The organism is Alsobacter sp. R-9, from assembly GCF_054612375.1.
Genome location: NZ_JBTSWJ010000001.1, coordinates 558,456 through 576,702, shown reverse-complemented (window position 1 = coordinate 576,702; position 18,247 = coordinate 558,456). Strand labels below are relative to the sequence as shown.

The window sequence follows — 18,247 nt, the reverse complement described above, 5'->3', positions numbered from 1 at the left end:
GGAAGGCGTCCTCACGTCGCGGGCGGCGGGTCCTGCGCCTTGCGGGCCAGTTGCGAACGCTCGAACAGCAGCACGACCGGCAGGGAGAAGACGAGCGGCAGGATGAGGTAGAAGAGGCGCCACACGAGCAGCGCGGCGAACACCGCCGGCGCCGGCATGGTCGGCATGATGGCGAGGAACACCGCTTCCATGACGCCGACGCCGCCCGGCACCTGCGACAGGAGGCCCGCCGAGAAGGACAGCAGGAACGCGCCCATCACGACGAAGAAGCCAGGGTTCCCCTCGGTGGGCAGCGCGAAATAGATGATGCCGGCCGCGCCGATGAGCTCCAGCGGCGCCGCGACATACTGGCGCGCCACCACGTTGAGGCGCGGATAGACGAGCTCGAACGAGCCGATCTTGAGCGGCCGGAACCGGAGCCACGCGCCGACCGTGTACAGCGCGCAGAACGCGAGCAGCCCGAAGCCGATGAGCCGCGCCATGGACTCGCTGATGGCGAACCACGAGGCGAGCGAGCTGAGCGGCTTGAGGATGTGCGGCTCGCCGACCAGCACGAGGCCCAGCAGCAGGATGGTGCCGAAGCTGAACGTGAACGAGCACAGCGCCACGAGCACGGCCACCTCCGTCGCCGAGAGGCCCTTCGCCGTGTACGCGCGGTAGCGGACCATGCCGCCGGAGAACACCGACGCCCCGATGTTGTGCGACAGGGCATAGGTCACGAACGAGCAGACCGCGATGTAGAGCCAGGAAATGCCCTTCTCGCGGTTGAGGTGGATGAGGGCGATGCGGTCGTACCAGGCGAGCGCCCAGTAGGCGACCAGGGTGGAGAGCCCGGCCAGCAGGTATCCCGACGGCGGGATGGCGGCGATCTTCTGCCCGATGACGCTCGCGATGGTGCCGATGTTCGCCCACAGCGAGCCGACGTCCAGCGCCGCCTTCACGGCCGGGTCCACGGCGGCTTCGGCCTTGAGCTTCTTGTAGAGCAGGTCGACCGACCAGACGACGGCGACGAGTCCGAGGAGAGGCCAGAAGAAGTCGAGGACCCGTTTCATGCCTGAACCCAAAGGCCCGCCCCCAGCAGGCAGTTGAAAAGCCGCGCATCTGTGCCTGACCCGCTCGACGAGGGCAAGCACGGACTGACGCGCCGCCCGGTTGTTGGTCCCCCTGCCCCGTTCGTCTCGCCTGCAAGGAGCGCACCAGCGCGGGAGGCGGGTGGCGCATGCCGACGGCCATCGTCGGCGACCAGTCCCGCCATGCAGGCCCCTTGGCCGGCGCTTCGCGACCTCTGACCGTGTCGGCCCCTCATCCGGCGCTTCGGGACCTCTGGCCATGTCGGCCCCTCATCCGGCGCTTCGCGCCACCTTCTCCCCGCGGCGCGGGGCGAAGGGAGGATGCGACATCCCCGCGTACGGGACCGGGAGGCAGGGGACGCCGGGATGCGACGCGCGTCGGCCGACGCGGACGGGCGTGCCGGCCCTTCCCTTCTCCCCGCGGCGCGGGGAGAAGGTCCCGGAGCGCAGCGGAGGGGGATGAGGGGCGTCGGGCTGCCCGCCGCGCACCCAGACCATGACAGTCGGCGGCACCGGTGCTAGAGGCCGGCATGGACTTTGTCACGCTCCCCCTCCCCGACGGCTACCTCGCCGTCCCGCCCGGCAAGATCGCCTCCGTGGTGACTTTTCTCGAGATGGCGGCACCGCCCGCGCCCCGCGGCCGCCCGGCCCCCGAGGGGTTGCGGCTCGACCGCCTCGGCCCGGGGGACGCCGCGCGCTACCGCGCCATCTACCGCGTCATCGGGGAGCGGTGGGTCTGGTTCTCGCGGCTGGCGCTCTCCGAGGCGGAACTCTCGGCGCTGCTCGCCGACGAGCGCATCGAGGCCTATGCGCTCGCGTCGCCGGACGGCGACGTGGGGCTCCTGGAGATCGACCGCAGGGATCGCGACGACGAGGCGGAGCTCGTCTATTTCGGGCTCGCGGAGCCGATGATCGGCAAGGGCGCCGGGCGCTGGATGATGGATCGCGCCATCGCGATCGCCTTCGCGCGGCCGATCCGGCGCTTCTGGCTGCACACCTGCACGCTCGACCATCCAGGCGCCATCCCCTTCTACCGGCGCTCGGGCTTCGTGCCGTACCGGATGGCGGTGGAAATCGCCGACGACCCGCGGGCACAGGGCCTCGTCGCGCCGGACATCTGGCCCGACATGCCGCCGCCCTCCGACCGCTGAGGAAAGGCCGGGAAAGCGCGATCCCCCGCCGGGGGGCCGACGGGGGATCGAAAACCGTGTGGCTGAAGCCGGCGGGACGGACCCGGCTCAGGCCCGCGCGAAGCCGCGCATGGCGAGGCCGATGCGGTCCATCTCGTTCTGCTCGCGCACCTGCTCGGCGCTGCGCTCGCGCGCCTGCTCGCGGTCGTCGAGGATCTCGAACTTCTTCAGCTCCTCGAACGCCTCCTCGAGTTCGCGGCGCGCGTCGGCGAGCTGCAACTTCAGGTCGTCGGCGGAGCGAACGAGGTTCTCGCGCCGCTGCATGGCAGCACGCGCATAGGTCGGATAGGCGAAGTGGCTCTTGTCGGAGATGCCCGCCCGCTGCTCCTCGAGCGCGATCTCGCGATCGAGGTCCGTCGCCATGCGCTCGAAATCCGCGATCATCATTTCGATCTGCGCAACCCGGCGACGCTTTTCGTCGACCTGGAAGCGCTTCAGGCGCATGATGGTTTCACGCGACTTCATGTCGATCCACTCACCTCGCAGGGCCGTCGGTCAGCCGGCCGGGACAAAGGCGAAGATCAACCTCAAGTGGAGGACATGATCTCCGCGAGACGACGGTAACCATGACTCAGCGAGGTTGACTCTTCCTTACCTTGGGCGAGGAATTCCTCCAGAGGTTGATGAAGGCGGATCGCCGCATCCACTTCGGGTGACGATCCGGGCCGGTAGGCGCCGAGGCGGATCAGCTCTTCCATGTCGGAATAGGTCGCCATCGCCTGCCGCGCCGCCTGCACGACGGGCCAGAACGCCGGGTCGCACGACCGGGGCATCGTGCGCGACACGCTCTTGAGGACGTTGACTGCCGGATAGCGCCCGCGCTCGGCGATCGCCCGCTCCATGACGATGTGGCCGTCGAGGATGCCGCGCACCGCGTCGGCCACGGGCTCGTTGTGGTCGTCGCCGTCGACGAGCACCGTGAAGATCGCCGTGATGGCGCCCTCCCCCGTCCCCGGCCCCGCACGCTCCAGAAGGCGCGGCAGCTCGGTGAACACGGTCGGCGTGTAGCCCTTCGTGGTTGGCGGCTCGCCCGCAGCGAGCCCGATCTCGCGCTGCGCCATGGCGAAGCGGGTGACGCTGTCGATCATGCACAGCACCTGCCGCTCCTCGTCGCGGAAGTACTCCGCGAGCGCCAGCGTGAGATAGGCGGCCTGGCGGCGCATCAGCGCCGGCTCGTCGGACGTCGCGACGACGACGACGGAGCGCGCGAGGCCCTCCTCGCCGAGGTCCTCCTGGAGGAACTCCTGCACCTCGCGGCCGCGCTCGCCGACGAGCCCGATGACGGAAACGTCCGCCGCCGCGTTGCGCGCCAGCATCGACAGCAGCACCGACTTGCCGACGCCCGAGCCGGCGAAGATGCCCATGCGCTGCCCGACGCAGCAGGTGGCGAAGGTGTTGAGCACGCGCACGCCGAGGTCCAGCGGCGGGCCGACGCGCCGGCGCGCATGGGCCGGAGGCGGGTCGTTGCGGAAGCGCACCAGCTTCGGGCCGGCCGGCAGCGGCCCGCGCCCGTCGATCGGCTCCCCCATGGCGTTGACGACGCGCCCGAGCCAGCCCGCGCTCGGCCGAACCCCGCCCTCGGCGCCGCGCACCAGCGCACGGCAGCCGCGGCGCAGCCCGTCGACGACGCCGAACGGCATCACCAGCGCGCGCTCGCCGGAGAAGCCGACGACCTCGCTCGCGACCAGCCGGCCCGGCGCGACCTCCAGGTCGACCAGGCCGCCGACGTGCATCGCGTGCAGCGGGCCGGCCACCTCGATGAGCAGCCCGCGCACGCTCGCCACCCGGCCGTAGACGGTCATCGCGTCGAGGCCGTCGACCTCCGCGCGCAGCGCCGCCAGTGATCCGTCGTCCTCGTTCACGTTTGCCGCGGCTCCGTAACGATTCGTTTACCCGACCGGTTAACAATGACCCTGCAGGTTCTGCGTGTCCTGTCTTCCCCGAAGCGTGGGGAGACGTGAGTCGCTTGAATCTGTTAGCGCCTTTTCTTCATGTGCCACATGAGACCTGAACGGCCGGTAATATTGTTTCGCAGCAACATCTTAGACCGATTCGCGAAAGAACGGTCGATGGGTGCTTGCGCGGCAGAATCAGGTTTTGTTAACCATTGTGGAGATAAGGTGCGAGTCGGAACGGATCGGGGTGCCGCAGGGCTCCCCGAGGGGCTCCGCCGGGTTCCACCGGCTGAAGCTGACGGCTGGAACCAGAGGGCGAGCTTGGGGAGCTGATCATGCGCGTTTTGCTCATCGAGGACGACAGCGCGACGGCGCAGAGCATCGAACTGATGCTCAAGTCCGAGAACTTCAACGTCTACACGACGGATCTCGGCGAGGAAGGCATCGACCTCGGCAAGCTCTACGACTACGACATCATCCTGCTCGACCTGAACCTCCCCGACATGTCCGGGTATGAGGTGCTGCGCAGCCTGCGCGTGGCGAAGGTCAAGACGCCGATCCTCATCCTCTCCGGTCTCGCCGGCATCGAGGACAAGGTCCGCGGCCTCGGCTTCGGCGCCGACGACTACCTCACGAAGCCGTTCCACAAGGACGAGCTCGTCGCCCGCATCCACGCCATCGTCCGGCGTTCGAAGGGCCACGCCCAGTCGGTCATCACCACTGGCGACCTCATCGTCAACCTCGACCAGAAGACCGTCGAGGTGTCGGGCTCGCGGGTGCATCTCACCGGCAAGGAGTACCAGATGCTGGAGCTCCTCAGCCTGCGCAAGGGCACGACGCTGACCAAGGAGATGTTCCTCAACCATCTCTACGGCGGCATGGACGAGCCCGAGCTGAAGATCATCGACGTGTTCATCTGCAAGCTCCGCAAGAAGCTCGCCAACGCGTCGCAGGGCAAGAACTACATCGAGACGGTCTGGGGCCGCGGCTACGTGCTGCGCGAGCCCAACGAGACCGACGAGCGCATCCCCGCCTGACGCGCCTGCCCCTCCCGGTTCCGCGAGGCCCCGCTCCCCCGGCGGGGCCTTCGTCGTTTTCGGCAGGCTTCCGCGCGTGTGCCGGCGCCGCAATCCCCCGAGGGACCTGAAGGGGCGTCAGGCCGTGGCCGCTGCCGCCGCCGGCGTGCGGACGTACAGGCCCCGGTTCGCGGGGTCGGGGACGAGGCCGGCATTCAGGCCGACGACGGATTCCGCCGCGCCGAGGACAAGCCAGCCGTCGGGCGCCAGCAGCCTTGCGACGCGCGTCAGGACGGTCGCCTTCATCGGCAGGTCGAAATAGATCAGGAGGTTGCGGCAGAACACGACGTCGAAGCTGCCCAGCGCCGGCAGGTCCCTGGCGAGGTTCACGACGCGGAACTCGACGGCCGCGCGCAGCGCGGCGGAGACGTGCCAGCCGTCCGCCTCGCGCGTGAAGTGCTCCACGAGCTCGCGCATCGGCAGTCCGCGCTGCACCTCGAAATGCGTGTATCGGCCCGCCTCCGCCCGCGCGACCATGGCCCTCGACAGGTCAGTGCCGAGGATGTCGACCTTCCAGCCTGCCAGCGCCGCCTTGTGGCGGGCCAGCACCATGGCGATCGAGTAGGCCTCCTGGCCGGAGGCCACCGCGCAGCACCAGATCCGGATGCGCCGCTGCGCCGCCCGTGCGCGGATCAGCGCCGGCAGCATCACCGTCTCGAACTGCTCGAACGGCCGGATGTCGCGGAAGAAGTAGGTCTCGTTGGTGGTGAGCGCCTCGACCACCCGCGTCTCGAGCTCGCCGTCGCCGCGGCGAACGCGGGCCATCAGATCGTCGACGCTCGCGCAGCCGGTCTCCCCGGCCAGCGTCTCGAGGCGACGCTCCGCGACGAACTGCTTCTCGTCCCACAGGGCGATCCCGGCGCTGCGTTGCAGCAGCGCCTGCAGCGCCCTGAAGTCGTCGCGGGTCATGGCGGCGATCCGGCGGTCAGACGAGGCCGACCTGCTGGAACTTCGTCGTCATGATCTCCTTGTCGAACGGCTTCATGATGTACTCGTCCGCGCCGGCATGGATGGCGCGGGCAATGTGCGCCACGTCGTTCTCCGTGGTGCAGAAGACGACCTTCGGCTTCTCGCCGCCCTGCATGCGCCGCAGCGACTTGAGGAACTCGTAGCCGTCCATCACCGGCATGTTCCAGTCGAGCAGGATGGCGTCCGGCATCCGCGACGAGCACGCCTTGAGCCCCTGCTCCCCGTCCGAGGCCTCGGCGATCTCGAAGTCGAGGGACTCGAGGATCCGGCGGGCCACCTTCCTGATGACGGAACTGTCGTCCACGATCAGACAGTGCTTCATGGGACTTGTCCTTTCTGGGTCTCGTCCGGCCTGCATTCCTGGGCCGGGAATTGGGCGGGATCGAGCAGCCGGTCGACGTCGACGACGACGAGCAGGCCCTCCTCCAGCCAGTGGATGCCCGACGCGCAGCGTGCCCACCGCGGGTCGAGGTTCATGGGGATGGGCTGGCTCTCCGAGGCGGGAAGGTTCATCACCTCGCCCACCCGGTCGACGATGAGCCCGTAGCTCTCCCCGTCGTGCTCGAGGCAGACCACCATCGTTCCCGCGAGGGTGGGTCCCTTCGGCATGCCGAGCAGGCAGCGCAGGCACAGCGCCGTCACGACGCGGCCGCGCAGGTTGATGAGGCCCGACACCTGCGGCGGCGCCAGCGGGATGGCCGTCACGGCGCCGGTGAAGAAGACGTCGTGCACGCAGCCGATGGGCAGCCCGAACAGCTGGCCGCCGACGACGACCGTCACGTAGTCGGTCGTGGCGGAGGCGACCGGCTCGAGCGCATCGCGGATCGCGTGGGCGGTCATGCGGCCTCCTCGACCATGCCGAGCACTTCGGCGAGGGCGCCCAGCAGGCCGCCGCGATCGAACTTGAGGACGAACTCGGCGATGCCGAGCCGCCGGGCCCGGTCCACCGCCGCCGACTGGAGGCGCGACGCGAGCGCGATGACGGGCGGCGAGCCCTCGCGGCCCGGAACCGCCAGTTCCTCGGCGAGGTCGAACCCGCCGCGACCGGGCGTGTCGACGTCGGCGACGACGGCATCGAAGCGTTCGCCGCGGGCGATGAGGCCGAGTGCGGCGTCGACGTCGGCCAGAGCCACCACGTCGTAGCCCTCGGCCTTGAGCACGGGCAGCAGCATCCCGCGGAAGAACGGCGCGCCGTCGACCAGCAGCACGCGGCGGCGTCCGCCGAGCGAGGAGGCCACGGCGCCGCGGCCGTCGCGGTCCGGGGACGGCAGATAGTGCGCGACGTCGAGGATTTCGGTGGCGCGGCCGCGGATGATGGCAGTCCCCACCACGCCGGCCGCCTGCCCCATCGGCTGGATGTCGAGACGCTCCTCGACGATGTCGACCACCTCGTCGATGGCGACGCCGGTCGTGCGCTCCTGGTCGGTGAAGATGAGCACCGGCTGAATGCCCTCCGTGCGAAGCGCCATCCCCGGATGGGCGGTCACGATGGGGATCAGCTCGCCCCGGTACTGGGTGACGATGCGCCCGCCCGCGGTTTCGAAGGCGCTGGTCTCGATCTCCTCGAGGCGGGTGACCGCCGCGAGCGGCACGGCCTTCACCTCGGACGGACCGACCCGGAACACGAGGAAAGAGGTGCGTTCGTCCTGCCGCGGGGCCAGCGGGCCGGAGGACTGCGGGGCATCGGCGGCGAGCGTCCGCGGCTCATCGCCGACGCGGCTCATGACGCCGTTCGGATCCAGGATGAGGATGACGGCGCCGTCGCCGAGGATCGTGTTGCCGGAGAACATCGACAGGCTGCGCAGCAGCCCCGACATCGGCTTCACGACGATTTCCTCGGTGTGGTAGACGCCGTCCACCGCCAGCCCGCAGACGCGCGAGCCGACGCGCATGATGACGATGAAGCCCTCCTCCGGCGGGGGGGCCGTGCCGGCCTCCTCGATGCCGAGCAGAGCGGCGAGGCGCACGACGGGCACGAGCGTGTCGCGCAGGCGCAGCAGCAGGCTGCCGCTCACCGATTTCATCTGGTGGTCCGGCGAGGCGCCGGGCTGGACGAGCTCCATCACCACCGACTGGGGGATCGCGTAGCGCTGTCCGCCCGTCTCGATGATGAGCGCGGAGACGATGGCGAGCGTCAGCGGAATCTTCAGCGTGAAGACGGCTCCGCGCCCCGGCGTCCAGCGCACGTCGACCGACCCGCCGATGAGCTCGATGTTGCTGCGAACGACATCCATGCCGACGCCGCGGCCGGAGACGTGCGAGACGGACGACACTGTGGAGAAGCCGGGCTCGAAGATGAAGCGCGCCACGCGCTCGTCGTCCATCCGGTCGATCTCGGCCGGCGAGGCGAGGCCGCGCTCCAGCGCCTTGGCGGCGATGCGCCCCACATCGAGGCCGCGGCCGTCGTCGGCCACGGCGATCGTGATGGTGCCGCCCTCGTGCTCGGCCGAGATGCGGATGATCCCGCGACCGGGCTTGCCCGCCTTCCGGCGCTCCTCCGGTGTCTCGATGCCGTGGTCAGCCGCGTTGCGGATGAGGTGGGTGAAGGGGTCCTTGATGAGCTCGAGCACCTGCCGGTCGAGCTCCGTCTCGGCGCCGGAAAGCTCGAGCTCGATGTCCTTGCCCAGTTCCGCCGAGAGGTCGCGGACGAGCCGCGGCAGTTTCTGCCACGCGGTGCTGATCGGCTGCATGCGCGTCTTCATCACGCGCTCCTGCAGCTCGGCGGTGACGCTGGACAGGCGCTGCAACGGACCCTTGAAGTCGTTGTTGTCCGTCCGGCGGGCGATCTCGACGAGCTGGTTGCGGGTGAGGACCAGCTCGGACACCATCGTCATCAGGCTCTCGAGCGTGTCGAGGCTGACGCGGATCATCGGTGTGCGGGGGACCGCCGGGGTGGCGGGCGCCGGCGGGGCGGACGGCCGGCGGGGCGACCGCGGCTCGGCGCTGCGCGTCCCTGCCGGGCTGGGCTCGACGGGGTCCGGCGCAGGAGCACGCAGCGGTTGCGCAGCCGCCACGGGGGCGGGATCGGCGGCGGGCGGCGGACCCTGCCGGACAGGCGGCGGGGTCGGTGCCGCCTCCGGCGCCTCGGCGAGCGCCTCGTCGACGAGGCCCGCCAGCATGTCGATGCGCGCGAGGCGCTTGTCCATCTCGGCGATCAGGTCGGCATCGTCGCCGTCCGGCTCGGCCGCCGTCTCCTCCAGCGTCCGCAGGATCATCTTGATCCTGTCCATGGCCGCGAGGATCACGTCGACGGCGTCGGAGGTGACGGGCGCGCCGTCACGGAACCGGGCCATCAGGGATTCGGCCGCGTGCGACAGCGTCTCGAGCCGCGTCAGGCCGAGGAAGCCGCAGGTGCCCTTGATGGTGTGGACGATGCGGAAGACGTTGGCGAGGACCGTCTCGTTGTTCGGTTCCCGCTCGAAGCGCACGAGTTCCCGGTCCGCCTGCTCGATCGAGTCGGTGGTTTCCGTCAGGAAGTCGCGCAGGATCTCGTCCATCCGCCGTCCGCAGGCCGTTCTTCGCCGGCTGCCACTGTGGCGTGGGAAGGTTGAGGATCCGTTGAGGATGAAGGCGCGGCGCCGGCTCAGGCCGCGCCGGCGTCCCGGCTCAAGCCGCCTTCGGCACCGCGTCGATGGTGACGGTGTCGCCGTCGATGGAGAGGGTCACGTCCATCTTCGCCGCGCGGGCGATGAGCCCGGTGTAGAAGGGCTGGATGGCATGGGCATCGACCGTGCCGCTTTCCGGCTCTCCGCGCAGCAGCGCCGGGACGGCGTGCGGGATGCGGGCGTTGAGGCCCTTCGCCGCGACCTTGAAGGTCCCCTGCTCGCCCTCGACCGTCAGCGTCACGCCGATGGTGCCGCCCCGCGGCACCGCCGTCTGCGCGATCAGCAGCAGGTTGAGCAGCAGCTTCACCTGGTTCTTGGGGAGCAGCACCCGCGGCGCCGTCCACGTCAGCGTCGTGCGCTCGTCCTGGATGAAGCCGCGCGCGACGTTCTCGGCGTCGCCGGTGTCGATCGACGCCCCCGCCGACCCGGCCGCCCCGAAGGCGAGGCGGGCGAACTGGAGGCGAGCCGAGGCCTGCTTCGCGCTCTTGCGGATGAGGTCCTGGGCGAAGCCGCGCATGGCCTCGTCCTTCTCGTCCTCGAGCACCTCGAGGCCGTTGACGATGGCGCCGACGGGACTGATCACGTCGTGGCAGACGCGGCTGCACAGGAGCGCCGCGAGATCCAGGGCTTCGAGATTGACGACCGTCATGGGGCCTCCCGGGGCGCCCGCGGCCGCCGCGGCGCGGGCGAATCGGTCTGGGAACTGGTGATCACACGCGATTACACTGCCACCGCCTGCCGGGAAAGTCGCGCCCCTCACGGAGACAGCGTCTCGCGCAGCGTCGTCCACGCCTTCTCGGCGTCGGCGACGAGCGAGGCGCCCCCTGCGAGGAAGCGGTCCCGCCCCTCAGCGACGCGGAAGAGCAGGAGCCGCTGCTGGATGATGGCGAAGACGTTGGGGTCGGAGGCCACCGCCAGGCCGTTCAGCACCGCCTCGGCGTCGTAGCCGCCGAAGGCCGGGGCGTAGACATCCGGATCGGCGAGGAAGGCGGCGCGGTTGCCCTCCGACCCGAAGCGCCAGACGGCGTTGCCCCACGGGGCCTCGTGGTCCGGGCTTCCCGCCATGGCTCGGCCCTCGATGAAGTAGGCGACCGGGTCGAAACCGTAGATGGCGAGCCCGGAGACGGGGTCGACGAGGATGCGCTCCGTCTGCGCCGCGCCGGCTCTGCCCGGCAGCGCCGCGGCGAGGACGGACACGGCTGCGCCCGTGATCAGGTTTCGCCTTGCAAGGGTCATGTTTCGCCGGGATCGTGTCGTGCTGCCCGCCATCGCGATTCGCGGCCGCCGGCCCATGCCGGCTCCGGCCCCTATCAGCGGCGAAGGGCCTTGACGTTCCGTTACGGCGACCGGACGCCCGGCCGCGACGAGGGGAAGGGACATGACCGCGAAGCGCACGAGGCGTGAGGCTGTTCTCCTGGGCATGTCGGCGATGCTGGCGGCGGGGGGCACGCTGTCCGGGCCGCTCGCCGGCCCGGCCGCGGCCCAGCAGGGAGGAGCGAAACCTCCGCGCACCTCGCAGAAGCCCGATACCTTCAGCCCGAACGAACTCGTCGACTCCGGCCACAAGTTCTTCGGGAACGTCTCCCGTGGCCTCGCCATGACGATCGAGGAGGCCGGGCGTCGATGGGGCCAGCCGAACGGCTACATCCTCGGGCAGGAGGCCGCGGGCGCCTTCTTCGGCGGCCTTCGCTACGGCGAGGGGACGCTCTACACCCGAAACGCCGGCGACCGCCGCGTGTTCTGGCAGGGGCCCTCGCTCGGCTTCGACTTCGGCGGCGACGGCTCGCGCACGATGATGCTCGTCTACAACCTGCCCGCCACGGACGCGATCTTCCAGCGCTTCGGCGGCATCGACGGTTCCGCCTACTTCGTCGGCGGCTTCCGCATGACGGGCCTGACCGCCAACGACATCGTCGTGGTGCCGATCTCGGCCGGCGTGGGCGCCCGGCTCGGCGTCAACGTCGGCTACCTGAAGTTCACGCCCGACGCGACGTGGAATCCCTTCTGACCGGCCTTGCTCCCGGTCCGGGGCCTTTGCCACTCCGGACGGCGTTGTGTAACGTGCCCACACCCCTTCGGCCCCGGACTGCAGTCCTCCAGCATCCTGGCCCACTGAGCGAGGTCAGCCGCCCGTGATCGAACTCGTCATGGTGTTCGCCATGGGCGTGCTCGCGACGGCCTTCGCGGCGCTGCTGATCCTTCCGGCGCTGGCCGGGCGTGCCGAGCGGCTGGCCCGCCGGCGCATCGAGGCGCGGCTGCCCCTCTCCCTCGCCGAGGTCGCCGCGGAGCGCGACCACCTGCGCGCCGAGCTGGCCGTGGAGGCCCGCAAGGCGGAACTGCGCGCCGAATCGGTGCTGAAGACGAAGGCCGAGGACATGGCCGAGCTCGGCCGGCGAGCGGTCGAGATCGCCGATCTCAAGGCGCTGTCGGCCAGCCAGGCCGCCACCATCGCGCGGCTCGAGGACCAGGTCGCCACGCTGACGAAGACGCTCGCCGAGACCGAAGCCGCCCTCGCAGCCTCGAAGGCAGAGGGCGAGCGCCTCTCCGCCGAACTCGCCGCGCGGCAGGGGGACCTTGCCGCGCTGCGCACCGAGCACGCGGCCCTGCAACTCGTCGCCGACGAGCGGCGCGTCGTCATCGCGACGCTGGAGACGCGGATCGAGGCCCTCGATCTTCAGGTCGCCGACCTGTCTCGCGACCTCGACGACGCCCGCCGGACGATCGAGGAGCGCGAGGAGCGCATCAACGGCCTGGAGACGGACCGCGCGCTTGCCGAGAACCGGCTCCACGGCCTGCAGCACGAGCGCGACGAGCAGGACGCGCTCATCGAGCGGCTGCGCGGGGAGAGGGCGGAGGCCACGGCCCGCCTCGCCACCGCGACGGCAGAGAGCGCCGAGCGCCAGAAGCTTCTGCACGCCGAGACGCAGCGCATCGAGACCGCCGAGGGCGAACTCTCCGAACTGGCCCGCCGCATCGAGGAACTGCGGGCCGACAAGGAGGCTGCCGACAAGGCCCTCGCCGCCGCCGCCGAGACGCGCAAGGCGCTGAAGGCGGAGCGCGACCGCCTGCGGCGCGAGAAGGACGCGGGCCTCGCCGCCCAGCGGCTCGAGAACGAGGCCCTGCGCGAGGAGATGGAGCGGCTTTCCGCCGAGATCCTCCGCGTCGCGTCTCCCCAGTCCGGCGAACCGCCGGCCCCGCCCCGCCCCGACCGGCGCCGCGCGCGCCTCACCACGGTCGCCGAGCCCGCGCCGAAGGGCTGAGCAAACGGCAGGCCCCGCCCGAACGGATCGGCTGCTCCCTTCTCTCCACTGGGCGGGGAGAACCCGGAACTGGGCGGGGAGAACCCGGAGCGAAGCAGAGGGGGATGAGGGGTGGCCGCCCGGAGTGGCCGGCAACAACCCCTCCTCCGGTCCATGGGCGCGGGCAGTTGCCCGTCCACGCATTATCCAGGCACGCCGCCCCCGTCATCCGGCGCTTCGCGCCACCTTCTCCCCGCACGCGGGGAGAAGGACGACCGGCCGCGACGTCGCGCCGGACTTGACCATTTGCGACATAAGGTGTCGCATATGCTCGACCTTCGGCACGCACGCCGTCCGGTCGTGGCGCATCGATGTCGCAAAGGGCACAGTCTGCCATGCATGGAACGCCGCCGCGGGGCGCCGTCGTCGAGCCCGCGCCGTCCCAGCCCGAGGGTCCGGTCGCCGACAGCGTCCACACCTTCGGGTTCCTGATGGTGCCCGACTTCTCGATGATCGCCTTCACGTCGGCGCTGGAGCCGCTGCGACTCGCCAACCGGTGCTACGGGAAGCCGATCTACGGCTGGCGCATCTTCTCGCCGGACGGCAAGCCCGTGACCGCGTCGAACGGCGTCACCATCGCCGTCGACGGCGCCTATGCCGACGTCGGGCCGATGCCCGCCGTGGTCGTGTGCGCGGGGATCGACGTCAATCGCTTCGACCACCGCGAGCTGATCGCCAAGCTGCGCACCCTCGCCTTCTACGGCGTGTCGATCGGGGCCGTGTGCACGGGCACCTACGTGCTCGCCAAGGCGGGCCTGCTCTCCGGCCGGCGCTGCACGATCCACTGGGAGAACCACGACAGCTTCCGCGAGGAGTTCGGCGACATCGAGGTCACGCAGGAGCTCTTCGAGATCGACCGCAACCGGTTCACCTGCGCCGGCGGGACGGCGGCCATCGACATGATGCTGTCGATGATCACCAAGCAGAAGGGGCCGGACATCGCCGCGCAGGTGACGGACCAGCTCATCCACCACCGCCAGCGCGACAGCCACGAGCGCCAGCGGATGGAGCTGCGCGCGCGCCTCGGCGTCGCCCATCCCAAGCTCCTCGCCGTGGTGTCGGAGATGGAGCAGAGCCTGGAGAGCCCGCTCTCCTGCGCCGACCTCGCCCGGCAGGTCGGGCTCTCCACGCGCCAGCTGGAGCGGCTGTTCCGAAAGTATATCGGCGAGGCCCCCACTCGCTACTACCTGGGATTGCGCCTGAACCGTGCGCGCTACCTGCTTCGCCAGACGTCGATGCCGATCCTCACCATCGGGCTCGCCTGCGGGTTCGTCTCGGCCTCGCATTTCTCCAAGTGCTACAGCGAGCACTTCGGCCGCACGCCGAGCCAGGAACGCCGCCACGTGGCGTGAGCAGGCATCGCTCGCACGCGGGCCGTGCCGCGGCTGGTGCCTGGCGGATGTCGCCTGGAGAACGGTCGCGACGCATTCAGGCCAGAAGGCGACGCAAAGGGTTCTTACCCCGGGCCGCCGCCGGGCCACACTGGCGTGACCGGAGCCGGTGGGACGACCGGGCAGTCAGCGGCGGGGGAGACGGGACCATGGCAAGCGACCTCGAGATCGCAAGGGCGGCGCGGCTGCGCCCGATCCAGGAGGTCGCGGCAGGCCTCGGCATCCCCGGCGAGGCGCTTCATCCCTACGGGCACCACATCGCCAAGGTCGGCTTCGGCCACATCGACAGCCTCCGCGACAAGCCCGACGGAAAGCTGATCCTCGTCACCGCCATCAGCCCGACCCCGGCGGGGGAAGGCAAGACGACGACGACGGTCGGCCTCGGCGACGGGCTCAACCGCATTGGCCGCAAGGCCATGATCTGCCTGCGCGAGCCCTCGCTCGGGCCATGCTTCGGCATGAAGGGCGGCGCGGCGGGCGGCGGCTACGCGCAAGTCGTGCCGATGGAGCAGATCAACCTGCACTTCACCGGCGACTTCCACGCCATGACCTCGGCGAACAACCTGCTCGCCGCGATGCTCGACAACCACGTCTACTGGGGAAACGGGCTCGGCATCGATCCGCGCCGTGTCACGTGGCGACGCGTTCTCGACATGAACGACCGTGCCCTGCGCTCGATCGTCGGTTCGCTGGGCGGCGTCTCCAACGGCTTCCCGCGCGAGGACGGCTTCGACATCACCGTGGCCTCTGAGGTGATGGCGGTGTTCTGCCTCGCCAAAGACCTCGCAGACCTCGAGGACCGGCTCGGACGCATGGTGGTGGCGCAAACGCGCGACAGGGCGCCCGTGACGGCGCGCGACCTCAAGGCCGAGGGCGCGATGACGGTGCTTCTGAAGGACGCGCTGCAACCCAACCTGGTGCAGACGCTCGAGGGCAACCCCGCCTTCGTCCACGGCGGCCCCTTCGCCAACATCGCCCACGGCTGCAACTCGGTGATGGCGACGCGCACGGCGCTCAAGCTCGCCGACTACGTGGTCACGGAGGCCGGCTTCGGCGCCGACCTCGGGGCGGAGAAGTTCTTCGACATCAAGTGCCGCAAGGCCGGGCTCGATCCGGCGGCCGCGGTGGTCGTCGCCACGGTGCGCGCGCTGAAGATGCACGGCGGCATCCCGCGCGACCAGCTCGGCCCGGAGAACGTCGAGGCGGTGCGCCGCGGCATGGCCAATCTCGGCCGCCACGTCGCCAACGTGCGCAAGTTCGGCGTGCCCGTGGTCGTCGGCATCAACCGCTTCGGCACCGACACCGAGGCGGAACTGGAGCTGATCCGCACCATGTGCCGCGACCAGTTCGGCGTCACCGCCGTCGTCTGCTCGCACTGGGCCGACGGGTCGCGGGGGATCGAGGCGCTGGCGCACGAGGTCGTGGCGCTCGCCGAGCGCAAGCGGCCTCTCGACGGCGAGGGCTTCCGCCCGCTCTACGCCGACGAACTGCCGCTCTGGGACAAGGTGCGCCTCATCGCCACCGAGATCTACGGCGCGGCGGACATCATCGCTGACCAGGGAGTGCGCAACCAGTTCCGCGACCTTCAGGCCGCTGGCTGGGGCCATCTGCCGATCTGCGTGGCGAAGACGCAGTACTCGTTCTCCACCGACCCGAACCTGCGCGGTGCGCCGACCGGCCACGTCGTCCCGATCCGCGAGGTGCGCCTCTCGGCCGGCGCCGGGTTCCTCGTCGTCATCTGCGGGGAGATCATGACCATGCCCGGCCTGCCGCGCGTGCCCGCGGCCGAGCAGATCCGGCTCGATGCGGCAGGGCTGATCGAGGGCCTGTCGTGACCGCTGCCGCAAGGCCCCTCCTCCGGCGCCTCGCGCCACCTTCTCCCCGCGAGCGGGGCGAAGGGAAAGCTGCCCGGCATCCGGGCCTCGTTCTTGCCTCGCCCCTGCACGCGGTTCACGAGGACGACGTCCGGCACGACGCGAGGAGGCGGCCGATCCCATCTCCCCGCTTGCGGGGAGATGGTGGCCGTGCGCCGGCACGGCCGGATGAGGGGCGGGCGCCGCACGCAGGCCACCGCCGGCGCTGACCATGGCGGACGCGTTCGACTTCATCGTCGTCGGCGCCGGGTCGGCCGGCTGCGTCATGGCCAACCGCCTGTCGGAGGACGGCACGACGACCGTGCTCGTGCTGGAGGCGGGCGGCTCCGACGCTTCGCCGTTCATCCAGATGCCGAGCGCGCTGTCGATCCCGATGAACTCGCCGCGCTACGACTGGCGCTACGAGACCGAACCCGAGCCCCACCTCGACGGGCGTCGCCTGCACGTGCCGCGCGGCAAGGTGATCGGCGGCTCGTCGTCGATCAACGGCATGGTCTACATCCGCGGCAACGCGCTGGACTTCGACGGCTGGGAGAGCCAGGGCGCCGACGGCTGGGGCTGGCGGCACGTGCTGCCCTACTTCCGGCGCGCCGAAACCCGCGAGGAGGGCGCCGACGCGTGGCGCGGAGGCTCGGGGCCGCTTCACACCAGCTACGGGCCGATGACGAACCCGCTTTACCGCGCCTTCATCGACGCGGCGAAGCAGGCGGGCTACGCCGAGACGGAGGACGTCAACGGCTACCGGCAGGAGGGCTTCGGCCGGATGGACCGCACCATCCATGCCGGCCGCCGCTGGAGCGCCGCCAACGCCTACCTCAGGCCGGCGCTGCGCCGCCCCAACGTCCACCTGCGCAGCCAGGTGATGACCACGCGCATTGTCTTCGAAGGGCGTCGTGCCGTTGGCGTCGCCTATCGGCCGGGACCCGGAGCGCCGGAAACCGTGGCGCGCGCGCGGCGCGAAGTGGTGCTCGCCGCCGGCGCCATCAACTCGCCGCTGCTGCTGCTGCACTCCGGCATCGGCCCCGCCGCCGACCTGGCGCGCCTCGGCATCGGCGTCGTCGCCGACCGGCCCGGCGTGGGCCAGAACCTGCAGGACCACCTCGAGTTCTACTTCCAGGTGGAGTGCCGCGAGCCCATCACGCTCTATTCGGCGATGAGCCCGGTGGCGAAGGCGATGATCGGCCTGCGCTGGCTGCTGCGGCGCGACGGCCTCGGCGCCACGAACCACTTCGAGAGCTGCGGCTTCATCCGCAGCCGCGCCGGCGTGCAGTGGCCCGACATCCAGTACCACTTCCTCCCGGCGGCGATCTCCTACGACGGCAGCGCGCTGGTGACGGCCCACGGCTTCCAGGCGCATGTCGGCACGATGCGCTCGAAGAGCCGCGGCCGCGTCGCGCTGCGCAACGCCGACCCCTTCGCGCCGCCCTCGATCCTGTTCAACTACATGAGCCACCCGGAGGACTGGGAGGAGATGCGCGCCTGCGTGCGGCTGACGCGCGAGATCTTCGCCCAGCCGGCCTTCGACCGCTTCCGCGGCAGGGAGATCTCGCCCGGCGCCGACGTGCAGTCGGACGAGGCCATCGACGCCTTCATCCGCCGGCGCGTCGAGAGCGCCTACCATCCCTGCGGCACCTGCCGCATGGGCCGCGCCGACGACCCCGGTGCCGTGGTCGACCCGACGCTCGCCGTCATCGGCGTCGAGGGCCTGCGCGTCGCAGACACGTCGATCATGCCGACAATCACCACCGGCAACCTGAACGCTCCGGCCATCATGATCGGCGAGAAGGCCTCCGACCTCATCCTCGGCCGCGAACCGATGGCGGCCTCGAACGTCCCGGTGTTCGTCGCGCAGGACTGGCAGACTCGCCAGCGTTGAGG

General features: G+C 70.6%; 16 protein-coding genes. 7 read left to right on the top strand and 9 right to left on the bottom strand.

Annotation, left to right across the window (positions count from 1 at the left end):
* Window positions 1-11: 11 nt before the first annotated feature.
* Window positions 12-1,052 (bottom strand): lysylphosphatidylglycerol synthase transmembrane domain-containing protein, encoded by a 1,041-nt coding sequence (locus tag ACX9GQ_RS02635; protein ID WP_459627974.1) that lies wholly within the window; start codon window positions 1,050-1,052, stop codon window positions 12-14.
* 548 nt (window positions 1,053-1,600) lie between these two features.
* Here ACX9GQ_RS02635 and ACX9GQ_RS02630 point away from each other — a divergent pair.
* Window positions 1,601-2,221, top strand: a complete 621-nt coding sequence (locus ACX9GQ_RS02630) for a GNAT family N-acetyltransferase (protein WP_459627973.1) — start codon at window positions 1,601-1,603, stop codon at window positions 2,219-2,221.
* An 87-nt stretch (window positions 2,222-2,308) separates the two neighbouring features.
* Here the strand turns inward: ACX9GQ_RS02630 and fliJ are convergent, their stop codons facing one another.
* Complete coding sequence (fliJ, locus tag ACX9GQ_RS02625) at window positions 2,309-2,725, bottom strand: flagellar export protein FliJ (protein ID WP_459627972.1); 417 nt, start codon at window positions 2,723-2,725, stop codon at window positions 2,309-2,311.
* A 62-nt stretch (window positions 2,726-2,787) separates the two neighbouring features.
* Complete coding sequence (fliI, locus tag ACX9GQ_RS02620) at window positions 2,788-4,101, bottom strand: flagellar protein export ATPase FliI (protein WP_459628001.1); 1,314 nt, start codon at window positions 4,099-4,101, stop codon at window positions 2,788-2,790.
* A gap of 389 nt (window positions 4,102-4,490) precedes the next feature.
* On the opposite strand from fliI, the gene ctrA reads away from it, so the two are divergent.
* Complete coding sequence (ctrA, locus tag ACX9GQ_RS02615; protein WP_459627971.1) at window positions 4,491-5,192, top strand: response regulator transcription factor CtrA; 702 nt, start codon at window positions 4,491-4,493, stop codon at window positions 5,190-5,192.
* Between the two features lie 117 nt (window positions 5,193-5,309).
* Here ctrA and ACX9GQ_RS02610 read toward each other — a convergent pair whose 3' ends face one another.
* From ACX9GQ_RS02610 to ACX9GQ_RS02585, 6 genes are all read right to left on the bottom strand, one after another.
* Window positions 5,310-6,140 carry a CheR family methyltransferase gene (locus tag ACX9GQ_RS02610; protein WP_459627970.1) on the bottom strand — a complete coding sequence of 277 codons (831 nt, stop codon included), beginning with the start codon at window positions 6,138-6,140 and terminating at the stop codon, window positions 5,310-5,312.
* Window positions 6,141-6,156: 16 nt separating this feature from the next.
* Complete coding sequence (locus ACX9GQ_RS02605; protein WP_459627969.1) at window positions 6,157-6,522, bottom strand: response regulator; 366 nt, start codon at window positions 6,520-6,522, stop codon at window positions 6,157-6,159.
* Entirely contained in the window at window positions 6,519-7,040 is a 522-nt protein-coding gene (locus ACX9GQ_RS02600) for a chemotaxis protein CheW (protein ID WP_459627968.1), read from the bottom strand. The genes ACX9GQ_RS02605 and ACX9GQ_RS02600 overlap by 4 nt, the downstream gene beginning before the upstream one ends.
* On the bottom strand, window positions 7,037-9,697 hold the full coding sequence (locus ACX9GQ_RS02595; protein WP_459627967.1) for a hybrid sensor histidine kinase/response regulator: 2,661 nt from the start codon (window positions 9,695-9,697) through the stop codon (window positions 7,037-7,039). The genes ACX9GQ_RS02600 and ACX9GQ_RS02595 overlap by 4 nt, the downstream gene beginning before the upstream one ends.
* Window positions 9,698-9,806: 109 nt before the next feature.
* Window positions 9,807-10,454 carry a histidine phosphotransferase ChpT gene (chpT, locus tag ACX9GQ_RS02590; protein ID WP_459627966.1) on the bottom strand — a complete coding sequence of 216 codons (648 nt, stop codon included), beginning with the start codon at window positions 10,452-10,454 and terminating at the stop codon, window positions 9,807-9,809.
* A 107-nt stretch (window positions 10,455-10,561) separates the two neighbouring features.
* Window positions 10,562-11,041: a YHS domain-containing (seleno)protein gene (locus ACX9GQ_RS02585; protein WP_459627965.1), complete on the bottom strand. Its 480-nt coding sequence runs from the start codon at window positions 11,039-11,041 to the stop codon at window positions 10,562-10,564.
* A 142-nt stretch (window positions 11,042-11,183) separates the two neighbouring features.
* Here ACX9GQ_RS02585 and ACX9GQ_RS02580 point away from each other — a divergent pair, with 142 nt between their 5' ends.
* The 5 genes from ACX9GQ_RS02580 (at window position 11,184) to betA (ending at window position 18,245) form a co-directional block, all read left to right on the top strand.
* Complete coding sequence (locus tag ACX9GQ_RS02580; protein WP_459627964.1) at window positions 11,184-11,813, top strand: DUF1134 domain-containing protein; 630 nt, start codon at window positions 11,184-11,186, stop codon at window positions 11,811-11,813.
* 124 nt (window positions 11,814-11,937) lie between these two features.
* A complete protein-coding gene (locus tag ACX9GQ_RS02575) occupies window positions 11,938-13,065 on the top strand; it encodes a hypothetical protein (protein ID WP_459627963.1) in 1,128 nt (375 codons plus the stop codon).
* A 374-nt stretch (window positions 13,066-13,439) separates the two neighbouring features.
* Entirely contained in the window at window positions 13,440-14,456 is a 1,017-nt protein-coding gene (locus ACX9GQ_RS02570) for a GlxA family transcriptional regulator (RefSeq protein ID WP_459627962.1), read from the top strand.
* Window positions 14,457-14,644: 188 nt separating this feature from the next.
* On the top strand, window positions 14,645-16,330 hold the full coding sequence (locus ACX9GQ_RS02565) for a formate--tetrahydrofolate ligase (RefSeq protein WP_459627961.1): 1,686 nt from the start codon (window positions 14,645-14,647) through the stop codon (window positions 16,328-16,330).
* A gap of 250 nt (window positions 16,331-16,580) precedes the next feature.
* The gene (betA, locus tag ACX9GQ_RS02560) at window positions 16,581-18,245 is read left to right on the top strand and encodes a choline dehydrogenase (protein WP_459627960.1); all 1,665 of its coding nucleotides are present in this window, start codon (window positions 16,581-16,583) and stop codon (window positions 18,243-18,245) included.
* The last annotated feature ends 2 nt before the right edge of the window (window positions 18,246-18,247 follow it).

What these genes read in the sequence shown, in the direction of transcription:
- ACX9GQ_RS02610 (WP_459627970.1), bottom strand. Translation starts at nt 6,140, where the DNA reads ATGACCCGCGACGACTTCAGGGCGCTGCAGGCGCTGCTGCAACGCAGC.
- ctrA (WP_459627971.1), top strand. Translation starts at nt 4,491, where the DNA reads ATGCGCGTTTTGCTCATCGAGGACGACAGCGCGACGGCGCAGAGCATC.
- fliJ (WP_459627972.1), bottom strand. Translation starts at nt 2,725, where the DNA reads ATGAAGTCGCGTGAAACCATCATGCGCCTGAAGCGCTTCCAGGTCGAC.
- ACX9GQ_RS02600 (WP_459627968.1), bottom strand. Translation starts at nt 7,040, where the DNA reads ATGACCGCCCACGCGATCCGCGATGCGCTCGAGCCGGTCGCCTCCGCC.
- ACX9GQ_RS02605 (WP_459627969.1), bottom strand. Translation starts at nt 6,522, where the DNA reads ATGAAGCACTGTCTGATCGTGGACGACAGTTCCGTCATCAGGAAGGTG.
- ACX9GQ_RS02565 (WP_459627961.1), top strand. Translation starts at nt 14,645, where the DNA reads ATGGCAAGCGACCTCGAGATCGCAAGGGCGGCGCGGCTGCGCCCGATC.
- ACX9GQ_RS02595 (WP_459627967.1), bottom strand. Translation starts at nt 9,697, where the DNA reads ATGGACGAGATCCTGCGCGACTTCCTGACGGAAACCACCGACTCGATC.
- ACX9GQ_RS02630 (WP_459627973.1), top strand. Translation starts at nt 1,601, where the DNA reads ATGGACTTTGTCACGCTCCCCCTCCCCGACGGCTACCTCGCCGTCCCG.
- chpT (WP_459627966.1), bottom strand. Translation starts at nt 10,454, where the DNA reads ATGACGGTCGTCAATCTCGAAGCCCTGGATCTCGCGGCGCTCCTGTGC.
- ACX9GQ_RS02635 (WP_459627974.1), bottom strand. Translation starts at nt 1,052, where the DNA reads ATGAAACGGGTCCTCGACTTCTTCTGGCCTCTCCTCGGACTCGTCGCC.
- ACX9GQ_RS02585 (WP_459627965.1), bottom strand. Translation starts at nt 11,041, where the DNA reads ATGACCCTTGCAAGGCGAAACCTGATCACGGGCGCAGCCGTGTCCGTC.
- ACX9GQ_RS02570 (WP_459627962.1), top strand. Translation starts at nt 13,440, where the DNA reads ATGCATGGAACGCCGCCGCGGGGCGCCGTCGTCGAGCCCGCGCCGTCC.
- ACX9GQ_RS02580 (WP_459627964.1), top strand. Translation starts at nt 11,184, where the DNA reads ATGACCGCGAAGCGCACGAGGCGTGAGGCTGTTCTCCTGGGCATGTCG.
- betA (WP_459627960.1), top strand. Translation starts at nt 16,581, where the DNA reads ATGGCGGACGCGTTCGACTTCATCGTCGTCGGCGCCGGGTCGGCCGGC.